Origin of the sequence: Acrocarpospora phusangensis (assembly GCF_016862995.1) — a bacterium.
Taxonomy (GTDB): domain Bacteria; phylum Actinomycetota; class Actinomycetes; order Streptosporangiales; family Streptosporangiaceae; genus Acrocarpospora; species Acrocarpospora phusangensis.
In genome coordinates this window covers 49,570-63,991 of record NZ_BOOA01000051.1, presented here as the reverse complement: position 1 = coordinate 63,991, position 14,422 = coordinate 49,570, and the positions used below count along the sequence as shown (strand labels likewise).

Here is a 14,422-nt window from a genome sequence, read left to right as displayed (position 1 = left end):
GTGCACGGGCTCCAACCCGAACCCCACCCAGTCGCTGGTGGTCACGCCGACCAGCGTGAGCGTGCCCGAGGGCGGCACCGCCACCTACTCGGTGCGCCTCAACGCGCAGCCGACCTCCAACGTGACGGTGAGCAGCACCGCCGCCGCCGGTGGTGACACCAACCTGACCGTCTCCGGCGGTTCCAGCCTCACCTTCACCAGCGCGAACTGGAACACGCCGCAGAACGTCACCGTGGCCGCGGCCGAGGATGCCGACACCACCAACGGCACCCGGAACATCACCGTGGCGTCCAGCGGTCTGACTTCGGTGACGGTCGCCGCGACCGAGGCCGACAACGACACCGCCCAGACCCAGTCGCTGGTGGTCAGCTCGACCGCTGTGAGCGTGCCCGAGGGCAGCACCGCCAGCTACACCGTGCGCCTGAACGCGCAGCCGACCGGCAACGTGACCGTGACGAACACGGCCGCCGCCGGTGGCGACACCAACATCACCGTCTCGGCCGGCGGGTCGCTGACCTTCACCACGGCGAACTGGAACACTCCGCAGACGGTCACTCTGGCCGCCGCCGAGGACGCCGACACCACCAACGGCACCCGGAACATCACGGTGGCCTCCAGTGGCCTGACCTCGGTGACGGTCGGCGCGACCGAGGCCGACAACGACACCTCGACCACCCAGTCGCTGGTGGTCAGCACGACCAGCGTCGGCGTGCCCGAGGGCGCCACCGCCAGCTACAGCGTGCGCCTGAACGCGCAGCCGACCGGCAACGTGACCGTGACCAACACCGCCGCCGCCGGTGGCGACACCAACATCACCGTCTCGGCCGGCGGGTCGCTGACCTTCACCACGGCGAACTGGAACACTCCGCAGACGGTCACTCTGGCCGCCGCCGAGGACGCCGACACCACCAACGGCACCCGGAACATCACCGTGGCCTCCAGCGGCCTGACCCCCGTGACCGTCGTCGCGACCGAGGCCGACAACGACGGCACCAACCCCACGTACGAGCCGCACCAGGACAACCCGTACGTCGGCGCCACCGGCTACGTGAACCCGGACTGGTCCGCTCAGGCCTCCTCCGAGCCCGGCGGCTCCGCGGTCGCCAATGTCTCCACCGGCGTCTGGCTGGACCGGATCGCGGCGATCACCTCCGGCTCGGCCGGCAGCAACAGCAAGGGCCTCCGGGACCACCTGGACCTGGCGCTCCAGCAGGACGCGGCCAACGGCAGCTCCAAGCTGGTCATCCAGGTCGTCATCTACAACCTGCCCAACCGCGACTGTTCGGCGCTCGCCTCCAACGGTGAACTGCTGATCGCGCAGAACGGCCTCAACCGCTACAAGACCGAGTACATCGACGTCATCGCCGGCATCATGGCGGACCCGAAGTACGCCCCGCTCCGCATCGTGGCGGTCATCGAGATCGACTCGCTGCCCAACCTGATCACCAACGCCAACGTGGCCAAGTGCCAGGAGGCGCAGCAGACCGGCGCCTACGTCCAGGGTGTCGCCTACGCCCTCGGCAAGCTGCACGCCATCCCGAACGTCTACAACTACGTCGACGCCGGGCACCACGGCTGGCTGGGCTGGGACACCAACTTCGGCCCGTCCTCGCAGCTGTTCTCCTCCACCGCCAACAGCGCGACCGGCGGCCGGGCGACGGTGGACGGCTTCATCACCAACACCGCCAACTACTCGGCCCTGACCGAGCCGTACTTCACCGTGAACGGCTCGGTGAACGGCCAGCAGATCCGCCAGTCGACCTGGGTGGACTGGAACTTCTACATCGACGAGCTCAGCTTCGCGCAGGCGTTCCGGCAGCGGCTGATCCAGGACGGCTTCTCGTCCAACATCGGCATGCTGATCGACACCTCCCGCAACGGCTGGGGCGGGTCGGCGCGGCCGACCGGCCCGAGCACCTCGACGAACCTGAACACCTTCGTCAACGAGTCCCGCGTCGACCGGCGCATCCACGCCGGTAACTGGTGCAACCAGAGCGGGGCCGGTCTGGGCGAGCGGCCGAGGGCGACCCCGGCCTCCGGTATCGACGCCTACGTGTGGATCAAGCCTCCGGGCGAGTCGGACGGTTCCAGCACCGCCATCCCGAACGACGAGGGCAAGGGCTTCGACCGGATGTGCGACCCGACCTACGGCGGCAACGAGCGCAACGGCAACAACTCCACCGGCGCTCTGGCCAACTCCCCGCTGTCCGGTCACTGGTTCTCGGCCCAGTTCCGCCAGCTGCTGCAGAACGCGTACCCGCCCCTGTAAGGACGCGGCTGTAGCCGATTGATCGTCGTGGTCCTGCCGCGGTTGGGGGTCCTCCTCGGCAGGACCGCGACTCACACCTGAGAGGTTCCGTCTGCCGCGAGTCCCGTTCCCTGGGGCTCGCGGCAGCGGAGCAGGAGCATCGCGGCATCGTCCTTGGGCGTCCCGTCGATGTGCGCGATCAGATCACGCCGCAGCGCTTCCAGCGCCGCCTCCGGGTCCTCGTCCTTGAGGAGCGGGACCCGGTCGCCCAGCGGATAGAAGGCGCCCCACTGGTCCCGGGCCTCCACCACACCGTCGGTGTAGAGCAGGATCTGGTCGCCGGGCTCGAAGCGGACGCTGTAGGGAACCGGGCCCTCGGGGCCCAGGGCGGCCAGACCCAGCGGCGGCACGTGGTCCGCCGGCTCGGCCCACTCGATCTCCCCGTCGGCGCGGATGACCAGCGGCGCCGGATGGCCGTAGTTGAGCAGCGTCATGGTGGTCTCGTCCGGGTTGGCCTCGGCCAGCACCGCGGTGACGAACTCCTCGCCGGACAGCCGCCGGTTGAGCGCCTTCTCCAGCCGGGCGCTGACGCCCTGCAGGTCCTTCTCGTCGTGCGCGGCCTCCCGGAAGGCGCCCAGCACGAGCGCGGCGGTCTCCACCGCCTCCAGGCCCTTGCCCTGCACGTCGCCGACGATCACCCGGACGCCCGCGGGGGCGGTCACCACCTCGTACAGGTCGCCGCCGATGTGCGCGGCGGCCATGGCGGAGGTGTAGGAGACGGCCATGCGCATGTGCGCGGCCCGGCGCGGCACCGGCCGCAGCAGCACCCGCTGCGCGACCTCGGCCACCGAGCGCACGTTGGCCAGTTCCTTCTCCCGGCGCCGCCGCCCGACCGTGGCCAGCGCGCTGGCCGCCGTCACCCCGGCGATGGATCCCGCCGTGACGTAGGCGCGGCTCATCTCCAGGTCGTTGTACGTGGTGAGCGCCACCGCCAGCACCAGCGCCGTCAACCCCACGATCAGCGTGCGCCGGACCCCGCCGGTGAGGCTGGCGAACGCGGGCCCCACCGCGAGCAGCGGGAGGAAGCCCTTGTCCGGGCCGGTCACCGCCTCCACCACCGTCACGATCAGCATCATGAGGAAAGGCAGCACGGCCAGAGCCAACGCCGTGCGCGCCCCCGCCGCCCGCCGCCGGCCCCGTCGGGGACTGAACAGCCCGCCGAGCTGAAGCGGCATCCGGAGAATCCCCTTCAATCGCATGTCATCTGCGCTTGCGACCATACTTCACGATCCAGCCTGAGATGCGAAGTCCCGATAACGCTCTGCACACCGCGACACAACGCAGAACGCCCGTGCCCTGGAAGAGCACGGGCGTTGTGTCACCTGCTTAGACGATCGAGCCGGACCAAACGTTGGCAGCCGATTTGTAAACGCCGTATGTCTCGCCGTCGAAATACGGCGACACCGAGGTGTCGATGCGCCGGTTGCCGTCCCGGTCGGCCACCGCGATGGTGACGCCGTTCAGGTAACCGAGGCGGCGGGTGCTCTTGTAACCCGCCAGCCAGGAGGAACCGAGCGCGCCCTGACCGGTGAAGGACGACTTGATGCCGACCAATTCCTCGCCCTTGATGGCCGAGGACACCGCCGCGAAGGTCGTGCCGTACGACCATTTGAGGGTTTTTCCGGAGAATGCGTGGTTGCCATCCGGGTGGGAGCCGCTGGGGTAACCGAAGACGAAGTGCGCCTTACCGAGTTTCTGGTTGTACGCCAGGCCCTGGCCGCCGACGCGGTCACCCAGGCGGCCGATGTCCTGCAGGCCGCGGATGATGTAGTGGTCCTTGTAGTAGACCTCGGGCGTGGAGAGTTTCACCCATTTCTTGATGAACCACTCGCGCTTGAAGTACTGGCCGGGGTCGACCTTCTTCAGTTCGCCCTTGAAGTTCGCGTCGGCCTTCAGCTCGTTGTAGGCCTTCTCGTCGATCGGGTACCAGACGCCGCTGTCCGGGCCGCACCAGCTGGGGCACTTCTCGCCGTTCTTGAGGGCGTTGGTCCCGGCGGGGGCGGCGTTGTAGGTGGCCACGGCCACCGACTCGGTGGTCAGCTTCACCCCGTCCACGCCGTCGGTGTAGTACTTCTCCGCCTCGGCCTGGGTGAAGTTGGCCTTGGGCGGGTCCACCGGGGAGCTCACCGGCGCGAGCGTCTTCTTCCAGTACGGCCCGCCGTCGGTGTACTTGGCCTCGAACTCGGCCTTGGTGACCTCCTCGGAGAGGATCTTCTTGGCGCCCTTCCAGGAGTCGTAGGCCTTCTTGTCGACCTCTTTGTCCCCGGTGAGCTGCACGCCGTTGTAGACGGTGACGAAGGCGTAGTCGCGGTCGCCGTCCTCGTACACGTCGAAGTCGTAGTGGGTGTAGGCGGTCTTGCCCACGTAGATGCCCCAGGGCGTCTTGCCCTGGTAGTAGCCGGGCACGAAGACCCAGTGCTCCAGGGTGGGCTTGTTGCTGACCGTGTCGTACACGCAGTGGCCGGCGGTGGCGACCACGTTGCGGTAGTTGGACTGCACCGAGGTGCCGGAGCACCAGTGCGGCTTGCCGTCGGCGCCCATGAAGAACACCTTGCCCGTGGTCCTGGGCAGGTTCACGTTCTTGCTGGTGCTGGTGCTGGTCTTCTTCTTCTCGTCCCCGATCGCGGGCACGGTACCCGGTTTGCTGGAGGCCGAGGGGCCTCCGGTCGAGACGTGCTTGGCCGAGACCGTGGTCTCCACGTTGTACGGCGTCGCGTCCTGAAGCTGTGCCTTGTCCCAGAAGTAGGCGATGGCCTGCGCCTCACTGGAACCAGCCAGGGCTTCTTTCTCGGTGTACGTCGGGTCCGCGTGCGCGGGGAGGGCGACCAGCGCGGCGGCCAGCAGGCCGGAGGCGGCACCCAGGCTGCCGAGAGTGCTGCGGATGAGGGTGCGGTTCACTGCTGGGGTCCCCCTTGCTCTGGCGTGGAACGTCACTTGCGTCCCATCCGTCAGTAAATGGATTGTCAGGGACCCTACCGGCGACGTTTCCGCAAGTCAGGGGAATCCCGGGAATCTGTGATCCAGATCACACTTTTCGGTGGAACCGGATGGCGGGTGATCGTCGTCTAATCTGCTCCGATCGCGGAGCGCAGTGTTTCAGCTACTTTCATGTACCGGTCGGTAGTCCGTCCTGATCGCGGGTTCGCGTCCCCAGTGTCGCTGAGCTGGAGTTTTGTCCGGTCTGACAGGGGGAGTGACAATTGTCGCGGAGATTGACAGGTAACAATCCCGTAGCGACGAATTCACATGCCGGTAGCGGTGCCGTACCTTGGTGATGGGAGCGCTCCCATGCCAAGGAGGCTTACGTGACTCTCCCCTTCGCCACCGTGGCGCTGGACCCGGGCCCGACCAGGACGGCGGAATGCCTGCTTCCCGCCGTCGGTTCGAGCGTGCGCGGAGCCCGCGCACTGGTCCGCCGCGAACTCGTGCGCTGGGGCACCGACGGCCTCGTGGACGACTGCTCCCTCATCGTCAGCGAACTGGTCAGCAACGTCATCCGGCACGCCGGGACCGCGTTCGCGCTCCGGCTGTGCAGCAACGGCCGCTGGGTGTACGGCGAGATCTTCGACACCGGCGAGGGCGTGCCCTGCCAGCGCGAACCCGACCTCGACTCCACCGACGGCCGCGGCCTGCTCATCGTCGGCTCGCTCTCCGACGACTGGGGCGTGGTGCAGTCGCTGCGCGGCGGCAAGATCGTCTGGTTCATCCTCGGCACCGGGTACGGTGACCGCCCCCTCGCCCCCCGCCCGCACGCCGTCGTCGGCTAGTCGTCGGCTAATCGTCGGCTAATCATCCAGGGCGGCCAGCACCTGCGCCGCGATCTCCTCGGCGGGGCGCGTCGCGTCCGCCGTCAGATCCGCCACCTCCACGAAGTACGGCAACCGCCGCTCGCGCTGCTCGGTCAGCATGCGCTCCAGGTCGGGCAGGAAATGCGGCCGGTGCGCGGACGAGCGCATGCGCTCGGCCAGCAGCGCGGGCGGGCCGTCCAGGAACACCACGAACGCCCGCCGCAGCGCCTGCCGCGCCTCCGCGTCCTCGACCGTGCTGGCCGCCGCGCCGATCACCAGGGGCGGGCGCCGGTCCAGGGCCGCGCGCAGCACCCGCGCCTCCCGTTCGTGCAGCACGTCGGCGCCCAGGGTGGCCGCGATCTCGGCGGCGGTCAGGCCGTACCGGTCGTGCAGGTCGGCGTCGCTGTCACGCTGGTCGCGGCCGAGGGCGTCGGCGACCAGCCGGCCGACCGTGCTCTTCCCGGCCCCCATCAACCCGACGATCACCACTGGTATGTCCCGCATGGGGAGCAATTCTGCCCCCACGTTTGAGATCCGTGGTGGGGATAGAGCTACCGGGCGAAGGAGGAAATGCCATGACCATCGCGGGAAGCATCGTGCTCATCATGCTGGGGGCCATCCTGACCTGGGCGGTCGAGTTCACTCTGGCCGGCATCGACATCCAGGTCATCGGGGTCATCCTCATGCTCGGAGGACTCGCCGGCCTGCTGTTCGGGCTGTACCGGCTGAACGCGGTCCGGCGGACGGCTACCCCGGTCGTGCCGGTGGACGAGACCGCCACCCGCCGCGTGTACGAGGAGCGGCGCTACAACGATCCCCTGTAGAGATTCTTGAGCCCCGGTCTCTCGGCCTCGGCCATTGATGCCGGGAGACCGGGGCGTAAATGGAAGATCGAGGGTGCGTGCTCAACCTTCCGACTGTGGGCCGCCGCCCAGGGACCCCTGGCGGCGGCTTGCGCGGATCATGTCAACGACTACGAACACCCCCAGAATCGCAGCGATGGCGGTCAGCCACCACAGCCGGGTCACGATCGACAGGACCAGGACCGCGAGGCAGAACACCAGCGCGAACGACCCCAGGCGGATGTGGATGACGTCCATGGGGGTGGACGGCACCATCGGCTTGCCGGTCGGCGATCGCTGTTCCTCTGTCATACCGAGCCCCTACCCTTTCATCCCCCTCGATATCGTCGCGGCGGAACGGGTTCGGAACTATTCCATGACCTTTACTCCAGGGCGGTCCAGCGCGCGGTCCACGGCGGCCAGCACCTCCTCCGTGGACACCGCCGCCGGATCGGGGCCGCGGTGCAGGGCCTGGTGGCGGGGCTGATCCTCGGGGGGTCCCCACCGGGACGGCGGCTCCGGGCCGAACACGGTCACGGACGGCACGCCGTACGCGGTGGCCAGGTGGGCGACGCCGGTGTCGGCGCTGACGACCAGGGCGGCCCCGGCCACCAGCGCGCACAATTCCCGCAGCGTGGTCCGGCCCGCCAGTACGACCTGCGGCGGCAGCACCGCCCTGGTCGCCACCAGCAGCGCGCTCGGCCGCTCCCGCCGGGTGCCGGTGACCACCACCGGGAGGCCGCGCGCGGCCATGGCCTTGGCCACCTGCCCGAACCGCTCCGCGGGCCAGCGCCCGGCCGGGGTGCCCGTCCCGGGGTGCACGACCACCGCGCCGGGGAAGCCGCTGGTCACCAGAGGGGTGGGCAGGTGGAGGTCGCGGGGGTCGCTGCGCAGGCCGTACCAGTCGATCAGGCGGCACCAGCGGCGCACCTCGTGCTCGGCCGGGTCCCACTCCGGCCCGTTGGGGAAGTCCTCCGTCCGGTACGCCCAGAGCCGCCGCGGCCGCAGATCCCGCAGGAGCTCCAGGCTGTGCGGGCCGGGGCCGTGCAGGTTGACGGCCAGGTCGGGCATGAGCGGCAGGTCGGAGTGGCGGTCGGCCATGCCCGGCCAGACGACCGGCTCCCCGTCGTGGGTGGGGATCAGCCGGTCCACCGCGCCGGTGAGCGCCGCCGCCTCGCTGAGCTCCGGCGGGCAGGCGAGCGCGACCCGCAGGCCGCTCCGGCGTAACGCGCGCAGCGCCGGGACCGCCGTCAGCAGGTCGCCGAGCCCGAGCGCGCGCAGCACCAGTGCCGTCGTCACCGGGGTCTCCCGTGGGCCCGCGCGGTCATGACGCGGTCCTCCGCGCCTGGGCGAGCGCGCCCGCGTAGGCGGCGAGGGTCTCCTGGGCGATGCGGTTCCAGCCGTACCTGGCGCGGGCGCGGTCGGCGCCGGCGATGCCGTACGCCATCTGCCGGACCGGGTCGGCGAGCAGCCGGCGGACCGCCCCGGCGAGCGCGCGCGGGCGGCGCGGCGGCACGAGGACGCCGGTGACGCCGTTCACGACGGTGTCCTTCTGGCCGCCGACGCAGGACGCGACCACGGGGACGCCGCAGGCCATGGCCTCCAGGGCGACCATGCCGAAGGGCTCGTACCAGGGCACGGTGACCACGGCGGCGGCCGAGCGCATGAGCGCGGGCACGTCGGCCCTGGTCACCTGGCCGACGAAGGTGACCCGGTCGGCCACCCCGGCCCGGGCGGCGATCCAGCGCAGCCGGGTCACCTCGGGGTCGCGGTGCAGGTCCTGCGCGGGCGGCCCGCCCGCGATCACCAGGTCGGCGCCGGGGATGTGGCGCAGGGCCTGGATGACGGTCTCCACGCCCTTGCGCGGGACGAGCCTGCCGATCGAGAGCAGGCGCGGGCGGCCGTTCGGGGGCCGCAGCCGGGCCTGGAACTGCGCCAGGTCCACCCCGCAGGGCACGATCCGGGCGCGCTGCCGGGGCACGCCCATCCTGATCAGCTCGTCCACCTCGTCGGGGCAGGTGGCGATGATGGTGTCCGCCGCCCGGCCGATCCGGGACTCCGACTCGATGCGGGTCCGCGGGCTGGTGTCGGCGAGGCCCTGGTGCCGCCGTTTCACCGAGCCGAGCGCGTGGTAGGTGTGCGCGACCGGCACGTCCGCCCACCGGGTGGCGGCCAGCGCGGCCAGGCCGCTCATCCAGAAGTGGCTGTGCACGAGGTCCGGCCGGTCGAACCGCCACTGGTCGCGCAGCCAGCGCGCGAACTGCGGGATCCACGGGAGGATGTCGTCCTTGGGGATCCCCGCCGGGGGTCCGGCGGGGACATGGGCAACGGTGACGCCGGGTGTGAACGGCACGCGCTCGGGAAGCCTTTCGTCGTCGCGGCGGGTGTAGACGGTTACCTCGTGGCCAAGCTGGGCGATGGCCGTGGACAAAGCGGCGACGTGGACGTTCTGGCCGCCCGCGTCGGGCGTGCCGATCCCGGCGAGCGGGCTGGCGTGCTCGGAAATCATGGCGATCTTCATGGTCGGCGCCTCCATGACGGCAAACGTCAGCGATGGAGGTGCCTGCTTCCTAGGCACAAGATTCCGTATAGATCTATCCATACTGGTCCGTACCAAACATTGGGGTTTTGTCTAGGTGGTTCGGGGCAGCCCAGCGGCATGGACATCTGGGATCCGCCGCACTATGTCGCTGCTCGCGTGCAGCGGGCCATCGCCGAGGATGAGCGAACCAACGAACTCGGCATAAGGGTGGATATAAGGGGAGACCATCTGTTTCTTCAGGGGCAAGTGTGCGAGGAGGACCAACGGGAGCGGGTCGCGCAGGTGGCCGCCGAGGCCGCGCCCGGCATGGTCGTGCACAACGAGGTGATCTGCGTCGCCGTCGGCGAGCCCGGCGAACAGGAGGTCCTGTGACGATTCGGATAGCCGCAGTGGGCGACATCCATCTGAGCGAGCACGCCCGGGGGACGTACCGGGCCCACCTGGACGGGATCGACGAGCGCGCCGACGTGCTGCTCGTCGCGGGGGATCTCACCCGGCACGGCACGGTCGAGGAGGGCCAGGTGGTCGTGGACGAGTTCCGCGACCTGGGCATCCCGGTCGTGTTCGTCCTGGGCAACCACGACTACCATTCGGACGCCGAACAGGAGATCGCCGCGATGCTCCGGACGGCCGGCATGTACGCGCTGGACGATTCCGCCGAGGTATTGCTGGACGGCAGGCTCGGCGTCGCCGGCGGAAAAGGATTCGGCGGCGGATTCGCGGGAAAATGCGCGAGTGAATTCGGGGAACCGGAGACGAAGGCTTTCGTCCGGCACACCCGGGAGATCGCGGACCGGTGGCGGATCGCGCTGAAAGGGCTGGACACCGACCATCGCATCGTGCTCAGCCACTACTCGCCGGTCAAGGAAACGCTGGCCGGTGAACCGCCGGAGATTTACCCGTTCTTAGGGAGTTATCTCCTGGCGGAGGCCGCGGACGCGGCGGGAGCGGACCTGATCGTGCACGGGCACGCGCACGCGGGGACCGAGAAGGGCGTCACACCTGGCGGAATCCGGGTGCGCAACGTGGCGCTCCCGGTGCTGGGCAGGGCGTACGCGATCTACTGCCTGGGCGGCGAAGAACTCTGAGGGCGGGCTGACCGAACAGGACGGCAGTGGGCGAATGCATTGGGCACCCGTCCACCACCGTCCTGTTCGCTCATTTCTTTACCCTGAGTCAGACGTTGAAGATGCTGACACCACCCGGGCCCACGAGGAACCCGAGAACGATGAGGACGATCCCCCAGAGGATGTCCCGACGGGCCAGGATGACGTAGATCCCGGCAATTACCAGTACTACGGCTATGAGCCAGAGCAGAGTAACCATGAGACCCCCACTGCCCTGACGAATGGGTCATTAACGCGATCCTGCGGGGCAGGAGTCCCATATGACGATTTTTGGTTACTTCCTCTCCAGTGAGGAGCACTCGCCCAAGGAGCTGATCCGGCAGGCCGTCCTGGCCGAGCGGGCCGGCTTCGAGGCCCTGTGGATCTCCGACCACTACCACCCGTGGATCGACGAACAGGGGCAGAGCTCGTTCGTCTGGTCGGTCATCGGCGCGCTGTCGGAGGCCGTGTCGCTGCCCGTCACCACGGCGGTGACCTGCCCGCTGGTCCGGATGCACCCCGCGGTCGCGGCCCAGGCCGCCGCCACCGCCCAGATCCTGCTGGACGGCCGGTTCAGGTTCGGCGTCGGCACGGGCGAGGCGCTCAACGAGCACGTCGTCGGCCACGCCTGGCCGCCCGCGCACGACCGGCGGAGCATGCTGGAGGAGGCCATCGAGATCATCCGCGAGCTGTGGAGCGGCAGGCTCACCACCTACCACGGCGAGTTCTACGACGTGGAGACCGCCCGCCTGTACAGCCTGCCGGAGCAGCCGCCGCCCATCTACGTCTCCGGGCTGGGCGCCAAGTCCGCCGAAATGGCCGGCCGGATCGGCGACGGCTACATCTCCACCATGCCCGACCAGGAGCTGCTGGACGTCTTCCACAAGTCGGGCGGCGCGGGCAAACCCACCGCGGGCGGGCTCAAGGTCTGCTGGGGCACCGACGAGGAGGAGGCCCGCGCCACGGCGCACCGGCTCTGGCCGACCAGCGCCATCACCGGCGAGGCCAGCCAGCTGCTGCCGCAGCCCCGCCACTTCGAGGAACTGGCCCGGCTCGTCACCCCGGAGTCGCTGACCCTGCCCTGCGGACCCGACCCGGAGGACCACCTCCAGGGCATCCAGGAGTACGTGGACGCCGGCTTCGACGAGATCTACATCGCCCAGATCGGGCCGCAGCAGGAGGAGTTCTTCGAGTTCTACTCAACGGTTGTCCTGCCCCAGCTCCGCTAGCCGCCGCGCTTCGGCCGCCTCCGGCCGGTGGCGGCGCAGTGTGATCAACGGCAGCAGGAACCAGAGCCAGCTGCTCAGCAGGGCGATGCCGCCCGCCAGCAACACGGCCGGCCAGGTGCCCAGGAAGACCTCCACCGCCAGCGCGGTCGAGCACGTCATCGAGACGGCGATGGCGATGCCCCCGGCCAGGGCCAGCTCGTTGGCCCGGTGCAGCATGATCTCCTTCAGCCCCGACCTGAACAGGATCCGGTGCTGGGTGGCGGGCGCGATCAGGCAGATCGACGCGGTCGCCGCCGCCACCAGGGCGATGTAGAAGAGCCATTTCCCGGTGGCGTCGACCTTGCCGAATCCGCTCGAGAAGGGCAGCGTCAGCAGGAACGCGAACAGCACCTGCACGCCGGTGGCCGCCACGCGCAGCCCCTGCAGCAGTTCGCCCAGTTCCCGATCGACCCGCTCCTTCGGGTTCTCCTCGGGGTTCTCCAGTAACAGGGGCTGGTCGTGAGCCATCCAGGCCTCGCCTTCTCGCCGTCCTCGACGGGGTCGCTGTCCTGGCCCGGCACTACCCAAGATTGTTTGGAGCGAACGTGCCGGGGCAATCGACGCAAGTGGGTAGTCACAGTCACGCCGTCACGGACGCCATTCTGGACACGTTGAAACGCGCCGGTTCCGGCCTCAAAGAGGTGGGCGTACGGTTCGCGCTCGCCGGCGGCTGCGCGGGGTACGCGCGCGGCGCCGCGCCCTCCCTGCACGACGTGGATTTCGCGCTGGTGGAGGAGGACGTCCCGCTCGCGCTCAAGACACTGGAGGGCATGGGTTTCCGGACCGAACGCCCGCCCGAGGACTGGCTGGTCAAGGCGTACGACCGGGAGGGGGTGCTGGTCGATCTGATCTTCTCGCTGGCCGACCATCCGGTCACCGACGAGATGATCGCGCGGGCCGACCTGCTGAGCACGGCCGCGCTGAGCCTGCCCGTGCTGGAGGCCACCGATCTGGTGATCTCCTGGATCCTGCCGATGTCGGAGCACAGCTGCGACTACGGGGGCCTGCTGCCCACCGTACGGGCGCTGCGCGAGCAGGTGGACTGGGACAGGGTGGCGGGCGTGGTGGCGCATTCGCCGTACGCGTCCACGTTTCTGATCCTGCTGGAGAAGCTGGGGGTGATCGCGCCGCCGACGCCCGCGATGGACACGACCTGGCCGTGAACGCGGGAAGGGCCGCGCCTTCCGGCGCGGCCCTCCCAACTAGGGGATTGAACTCGGTTCTTACGGGGTTCCGTAGGGGAAGCGTCCGTAGTACTCCCCGAGGCTGTTCTGGTAGGTCGGCTCCTTGAACTCCGACTCGTCGAACTCCGGAGCGCTCTTGATCTCCTGCTTGGTCCGGCTCACGAAGACCTTCCGCTCCTGCGGGTCGATCTGCGTGACGACGGAGGCAGGGAGCATGACCTTCTTACCGAAGATCCACGGACCGGTGTCGACGATGAGGTAGCTCTGGCCGACCTCGTAGGTGGCCTCGTCCACGGACCCGATCTTGCCGTCCGTGGCCTCGACGTCGTAACCGATGACGTCGAGGGTCTGTCCGGTGCCGTACACGTGGGAACGGTACGACCAAAGATCCGGTGTCATGGTTTGTCTCTCCCTTCGTTGGGAGTTCGGCTACCCGACACGACGGACTGAAACATCAGCTCCCGCGGATTCCGGCGAAAAGGTCGTCCTCGTGGTCGGGGGCGGGCACCTTCGACCACTGCCGGATGTAGGCCTCAGCTGCGAACACGCGACGCTGGAGCGCGTCGGGCATGTTCAGGAAGAATTCGCTGTCCCCCTGGCTGGCGTGCGCGCTGATCGCCTTGATCTTCCGCTCGAAGTAGGCGGCGACGTCCAGCACGCTGGTGATCTGGTCGTCCGGGTCGGTGAAGTCGTCGGCGTTCTCCCACCCTTCGGTGTCCATGCCGGACTCGGCCATGTACGTGATCATGTCCTCCATCCAGCTCCGGGGTGAGGCCTGGTAGTAGAACTTGTCCGGAATGCCGGTCGCCGCCACCGCGGCCACCGCGATGCGATGCGCCTGGATGTGGTCCGGGTGCCCGTACCCGCCTTTTTCGTTGTACGTCACGACGACCTGCGGCTGATACCGGCGGATCAGGTCGCCGAGTCTGGCCGCCGCGATGTCGACGGGGACGTTCGCGAACGCGGCGTCGTGGCCGTTGCCGTCCCAGCCGTCCATGCCCGAGTCCCGGAACCCGAGCGTCTCCACGTGGGTGATGCCCAGATGGGCGGCCGACTCCCGCAGTTCGCCGAGGCGTACGCGGGCCACCTCGGCGTCGTCGTGGCCGGGTTCGCCCGGCTTGACCCCGCCGGGTCCGTCGCCCTGCTCCCCGTTCGTGCAGGTCACCAGGACGGTGCGGATCCCTTCCTCGGCGTAGCGCGCCAGCATGCCGCCGGTGCCCATCACCTCGTCGTCGGGGTGCGCGTGCACGGCCATGACCGTGAGCTCTCGATCCATGAAACGTCTCCGTAGCGTCTGTCCTGCTCCCTCAACGAAAAGCGAACACGTGGACGAGCGCTCCGATTCCGTGGATTTTTACGCAGAAAGCCGAACGTGCCGCCCGGG

17 protein-coding genes are annotated in these 14,422 nt (G+C 69.1%); 7 read left to right on the top strand and 10 right to left on the bottom strand.

Annotated elements, in window-relative coordinates; genetic code table 11:
* On the top strand, positions 1-2,269 hold a 2,269-nt coding region (locus Aph01nite_RS42515; RefSeq protein ID WP_373872331.1), incomplete at its 5' end, for a glycoside hydrolase family 6 protein.
* A 71-nt stretch (positions 2,270-2,340) separates the two neighbouring features.
* Here Aph01nite_RS42515 and Aph01nite_RS27405 read toward each other — a convergent pair.
* Positions 2,341-3,483 carry a PP2C family protein-serine/threonine phosphatase gene (locus tag Aph01nite_RS27405; protein WP_204043876.1) on the bottom strand — a complete coding sequence of 381 codons (1,143 nt, stop codon included), beginning with the start codon at positions 3,481-3,483 and terminating at the stop codon, positions 2,341-2,343.
* A gap of 151 nt (positions 3,484-3,634) precedes the next feature.
* Entirely contained in the window at positions 3,635-5,206 is a 1,572-nt protein-coding gene (locus Aph01nite_RS27400; protein ID WP_239162010.1) for a trypsin-like serine peptidase, read from the bottom strand.
* Positions 5,207-5,613: 407 nt separating this feature from the next.
* Between Aph01nite_RS27400 and Aph01nite_RS27395 the strand changes: the two genes are divergently transcribed.
* The gene (locus tag Aph01nite_RS27395; protein WP_204043875.1) at positions 5,614-6,075 is read left to right on the top strand and encodes an ATP-binding protein; all 462 of its coding nucleotides are present in this window, start codon (positions 5,614-5,616) and stop codon (positions 6,073-6,075) included.
* Between the two features lie 18 nt (positions 6,076-6,093).
* On the opposite strand, the gene Aph01nite_RS27390 is transcribed toward Aph01nite_RS27395, so the two are convergent.
* Positions 6,094-6,600, bottom strand: coding sequence for a shikimate kinase (locus Aph01nite_RS27390; RefSeq protein WP_239162009.1), 507 nt, complete (start codon positions 6,598-6,600; stop codon positions 6,094-6,096).
* Between the two features lie 71 nt (positions 6,601-6,671).
* On the opposite strand from Aph01nite_RS27390, the gene Aph01nite_RS27385 reads away from it, so the two are divergent.
* Entirely contained in the window at positions 6,672-6,920 is a 249-nt protein-coding gene (locus tag Aph01nite_RS27385; RefSeq protein WP_204043874.1) for a DUF6458 family protein, read from the top strand.
* Positions 6,921-7,001: 81 nt separating this feature from the next.
* On the opposite strand, the gene Aph01nite_RS27380 is transcribed toward Aph01nite_RS27385, so the two are convergent.
* The 3 genes from Aph01nite_RS27380 to Aph01nite_RS27370 are packed head-to-tail and all read right to left on the bottom strand — an operon-like array spanning position 7,002 to position 9,459.
* Complete coding sequence (locus Aph01nite_RS27380; RefSeq protein WP_204043873.1) at positions 7,002-7,250, bottom strand: hypothetical protein; 249 nt, start codon at positions 7,248-7,250, stop codon at positions 7,002-7,004.
* Positions 7,251-7,307: 57 nt separating this feature from the next.
* A complete protein-coding gene (locus Aph01nite_RS27375; RefSeq protein WP_204043872.1) occupies positions 7,308-8,237 on the bottom strand; it encodes a glycosyltransferase family 9 protein in 930 nt (309 codons plus the stop codon).
* 25 nt (positions 8,238-8,262) lie between these two features.
* Positions 8,263-9,459, bottom strand: a complete 1,197-nt coding sequence (locus tag Aph01nite_RS27370; RefSeq protein ID WP_204043871.1) for a glycosyltransferase — start codon at positions 9,457-9,459, stop codon at positions 8,263-8,265.
* Between the two features lie 138 nt (positions 9,460-9,597).
* Here Aph01nite_RS27370 and Aph01nite_RS27365 point away from each other — a divergent pair, with 138 nt between their 5' ends.
* Complete coding sequence (locus Aph01nite_RS27365; protein ID WP_204043870.1) at positions 9,598-9,852, top strand: BON domain-containing protein; 255 nt, start codon at positions 9,598-9,600, stop codon at positions 9,850-9,852.
* Positions 9,849-10,568, top strand: coding sequence for a metallophosphoesterase family protein (locus Aph01nite_RS27360; RefSeq protein ID WP_204043869.1), 720 nt, complete (start codon positions 9,849-9,851; stop codon positions 10,566-10,568). The genes Aph01nite_RS27365 and Aph01nite_RS27360 overlap by 4 nt, the downstream gene beginning before the upstream one ends.
* 88 nt (positions 10,569-10,656) lie before the next feature.
* Here the strand turns inward: Aph01nite_RS27360 and Aph01nite_RS27355 are convergent, their stop codons facing one another.
* Positions 10,657-10,806 carry a GPGG-motif small membrane protein gene (locus Aph01nite_RS27355; protein WP_204043868.1) on the bottom strand — a complete coding sequence of 50 codons (150 nt, stop codon included), beginning with the start codon at positions 10,804-10,806 and terminating at the stop codon, positions 10,657-10,659.
* Positions 10,807-10,867: 61 nt separating this feature from the next.
* Here Aph01nite_RS27355 and Aph01nite_RS27350 point away from each other — a divergent pair, with 61 nt between their 5' ends.
* A complete protein-coding gene (locus Aph01nite_RS27350) occupies positions 10,868-11,815 on the top strand; it encodes a TIGR03557 family F420-dependent LLM class oxidoreductase (protein WP_204043867.1) in 948 nt (315 codons plus the stop codon).
* Here Aph01nite_RS27350 and Aph01nite_RS27345 read toward each other — a convergent pair.
* Positions 11,786-12,322: a DUF6328 family protein gene (locus Aph01nite_RS27345; protein ID WP_204043866.1), complete on the bottom strand. Its 537-nt coding sequence runs from the start codon at positions 12,320-12,322 to the stop codon at positions 11,786-11,788. The genes Aph01nite_RS27350 and Aph01nite_RS27345 overlap by 30 nt on opposite strands.
* Before the next feature lie 98 nt (positions 12,323-12,420).
* Between Aph01nite_RS27345 and Aph01nite_RS27340 the strand changes: the two genes are divergently transcribed.
* On the top strand, positions 12,421-13,017 hold the full coding sequence (locus tag Aph01nite_RS27340) for a nucleotidyltransferase family protein (protein WP_204043865.1): 597 nt from the start codon (positions 12,421-12,423) through the stop codon (positions 13,015-13,017).
* A gap of 60 nt (positions 13,018-13,077) precedes the next feature.
* Here the strand turns inward: Aph01nite_RS27340 and Aph01nite_RS27335 are convergent, their stop codons facing one another.
* The gene (locus Aph01nite_RS27335; RefSeq protein ID WP_204043864.1) at positions 13,078-13,437 is read right to left on the bottom strand and encodes a PRC-barrel domain-containing protein; all 360 of its coding nucleotides are present in this window, start codon (positions 13,435-13,437) and stop codon (positions 13,078-13,080) included.
* Positions 13,438-13,492: 55 nt separating this feature from the next.
* Positions 13,493-14,314, bottom strand: a complete 822-nt coding sequence (locus Aph01nite_RS27330; protein ID WP_204043863.1) for a PIG-L family deacetylase — start codon at positions 14,312-14,314, stop codon at positions 13,493-13,495.
* Positions 14,315-14,422: the final 108 nt, after the last annotated feature.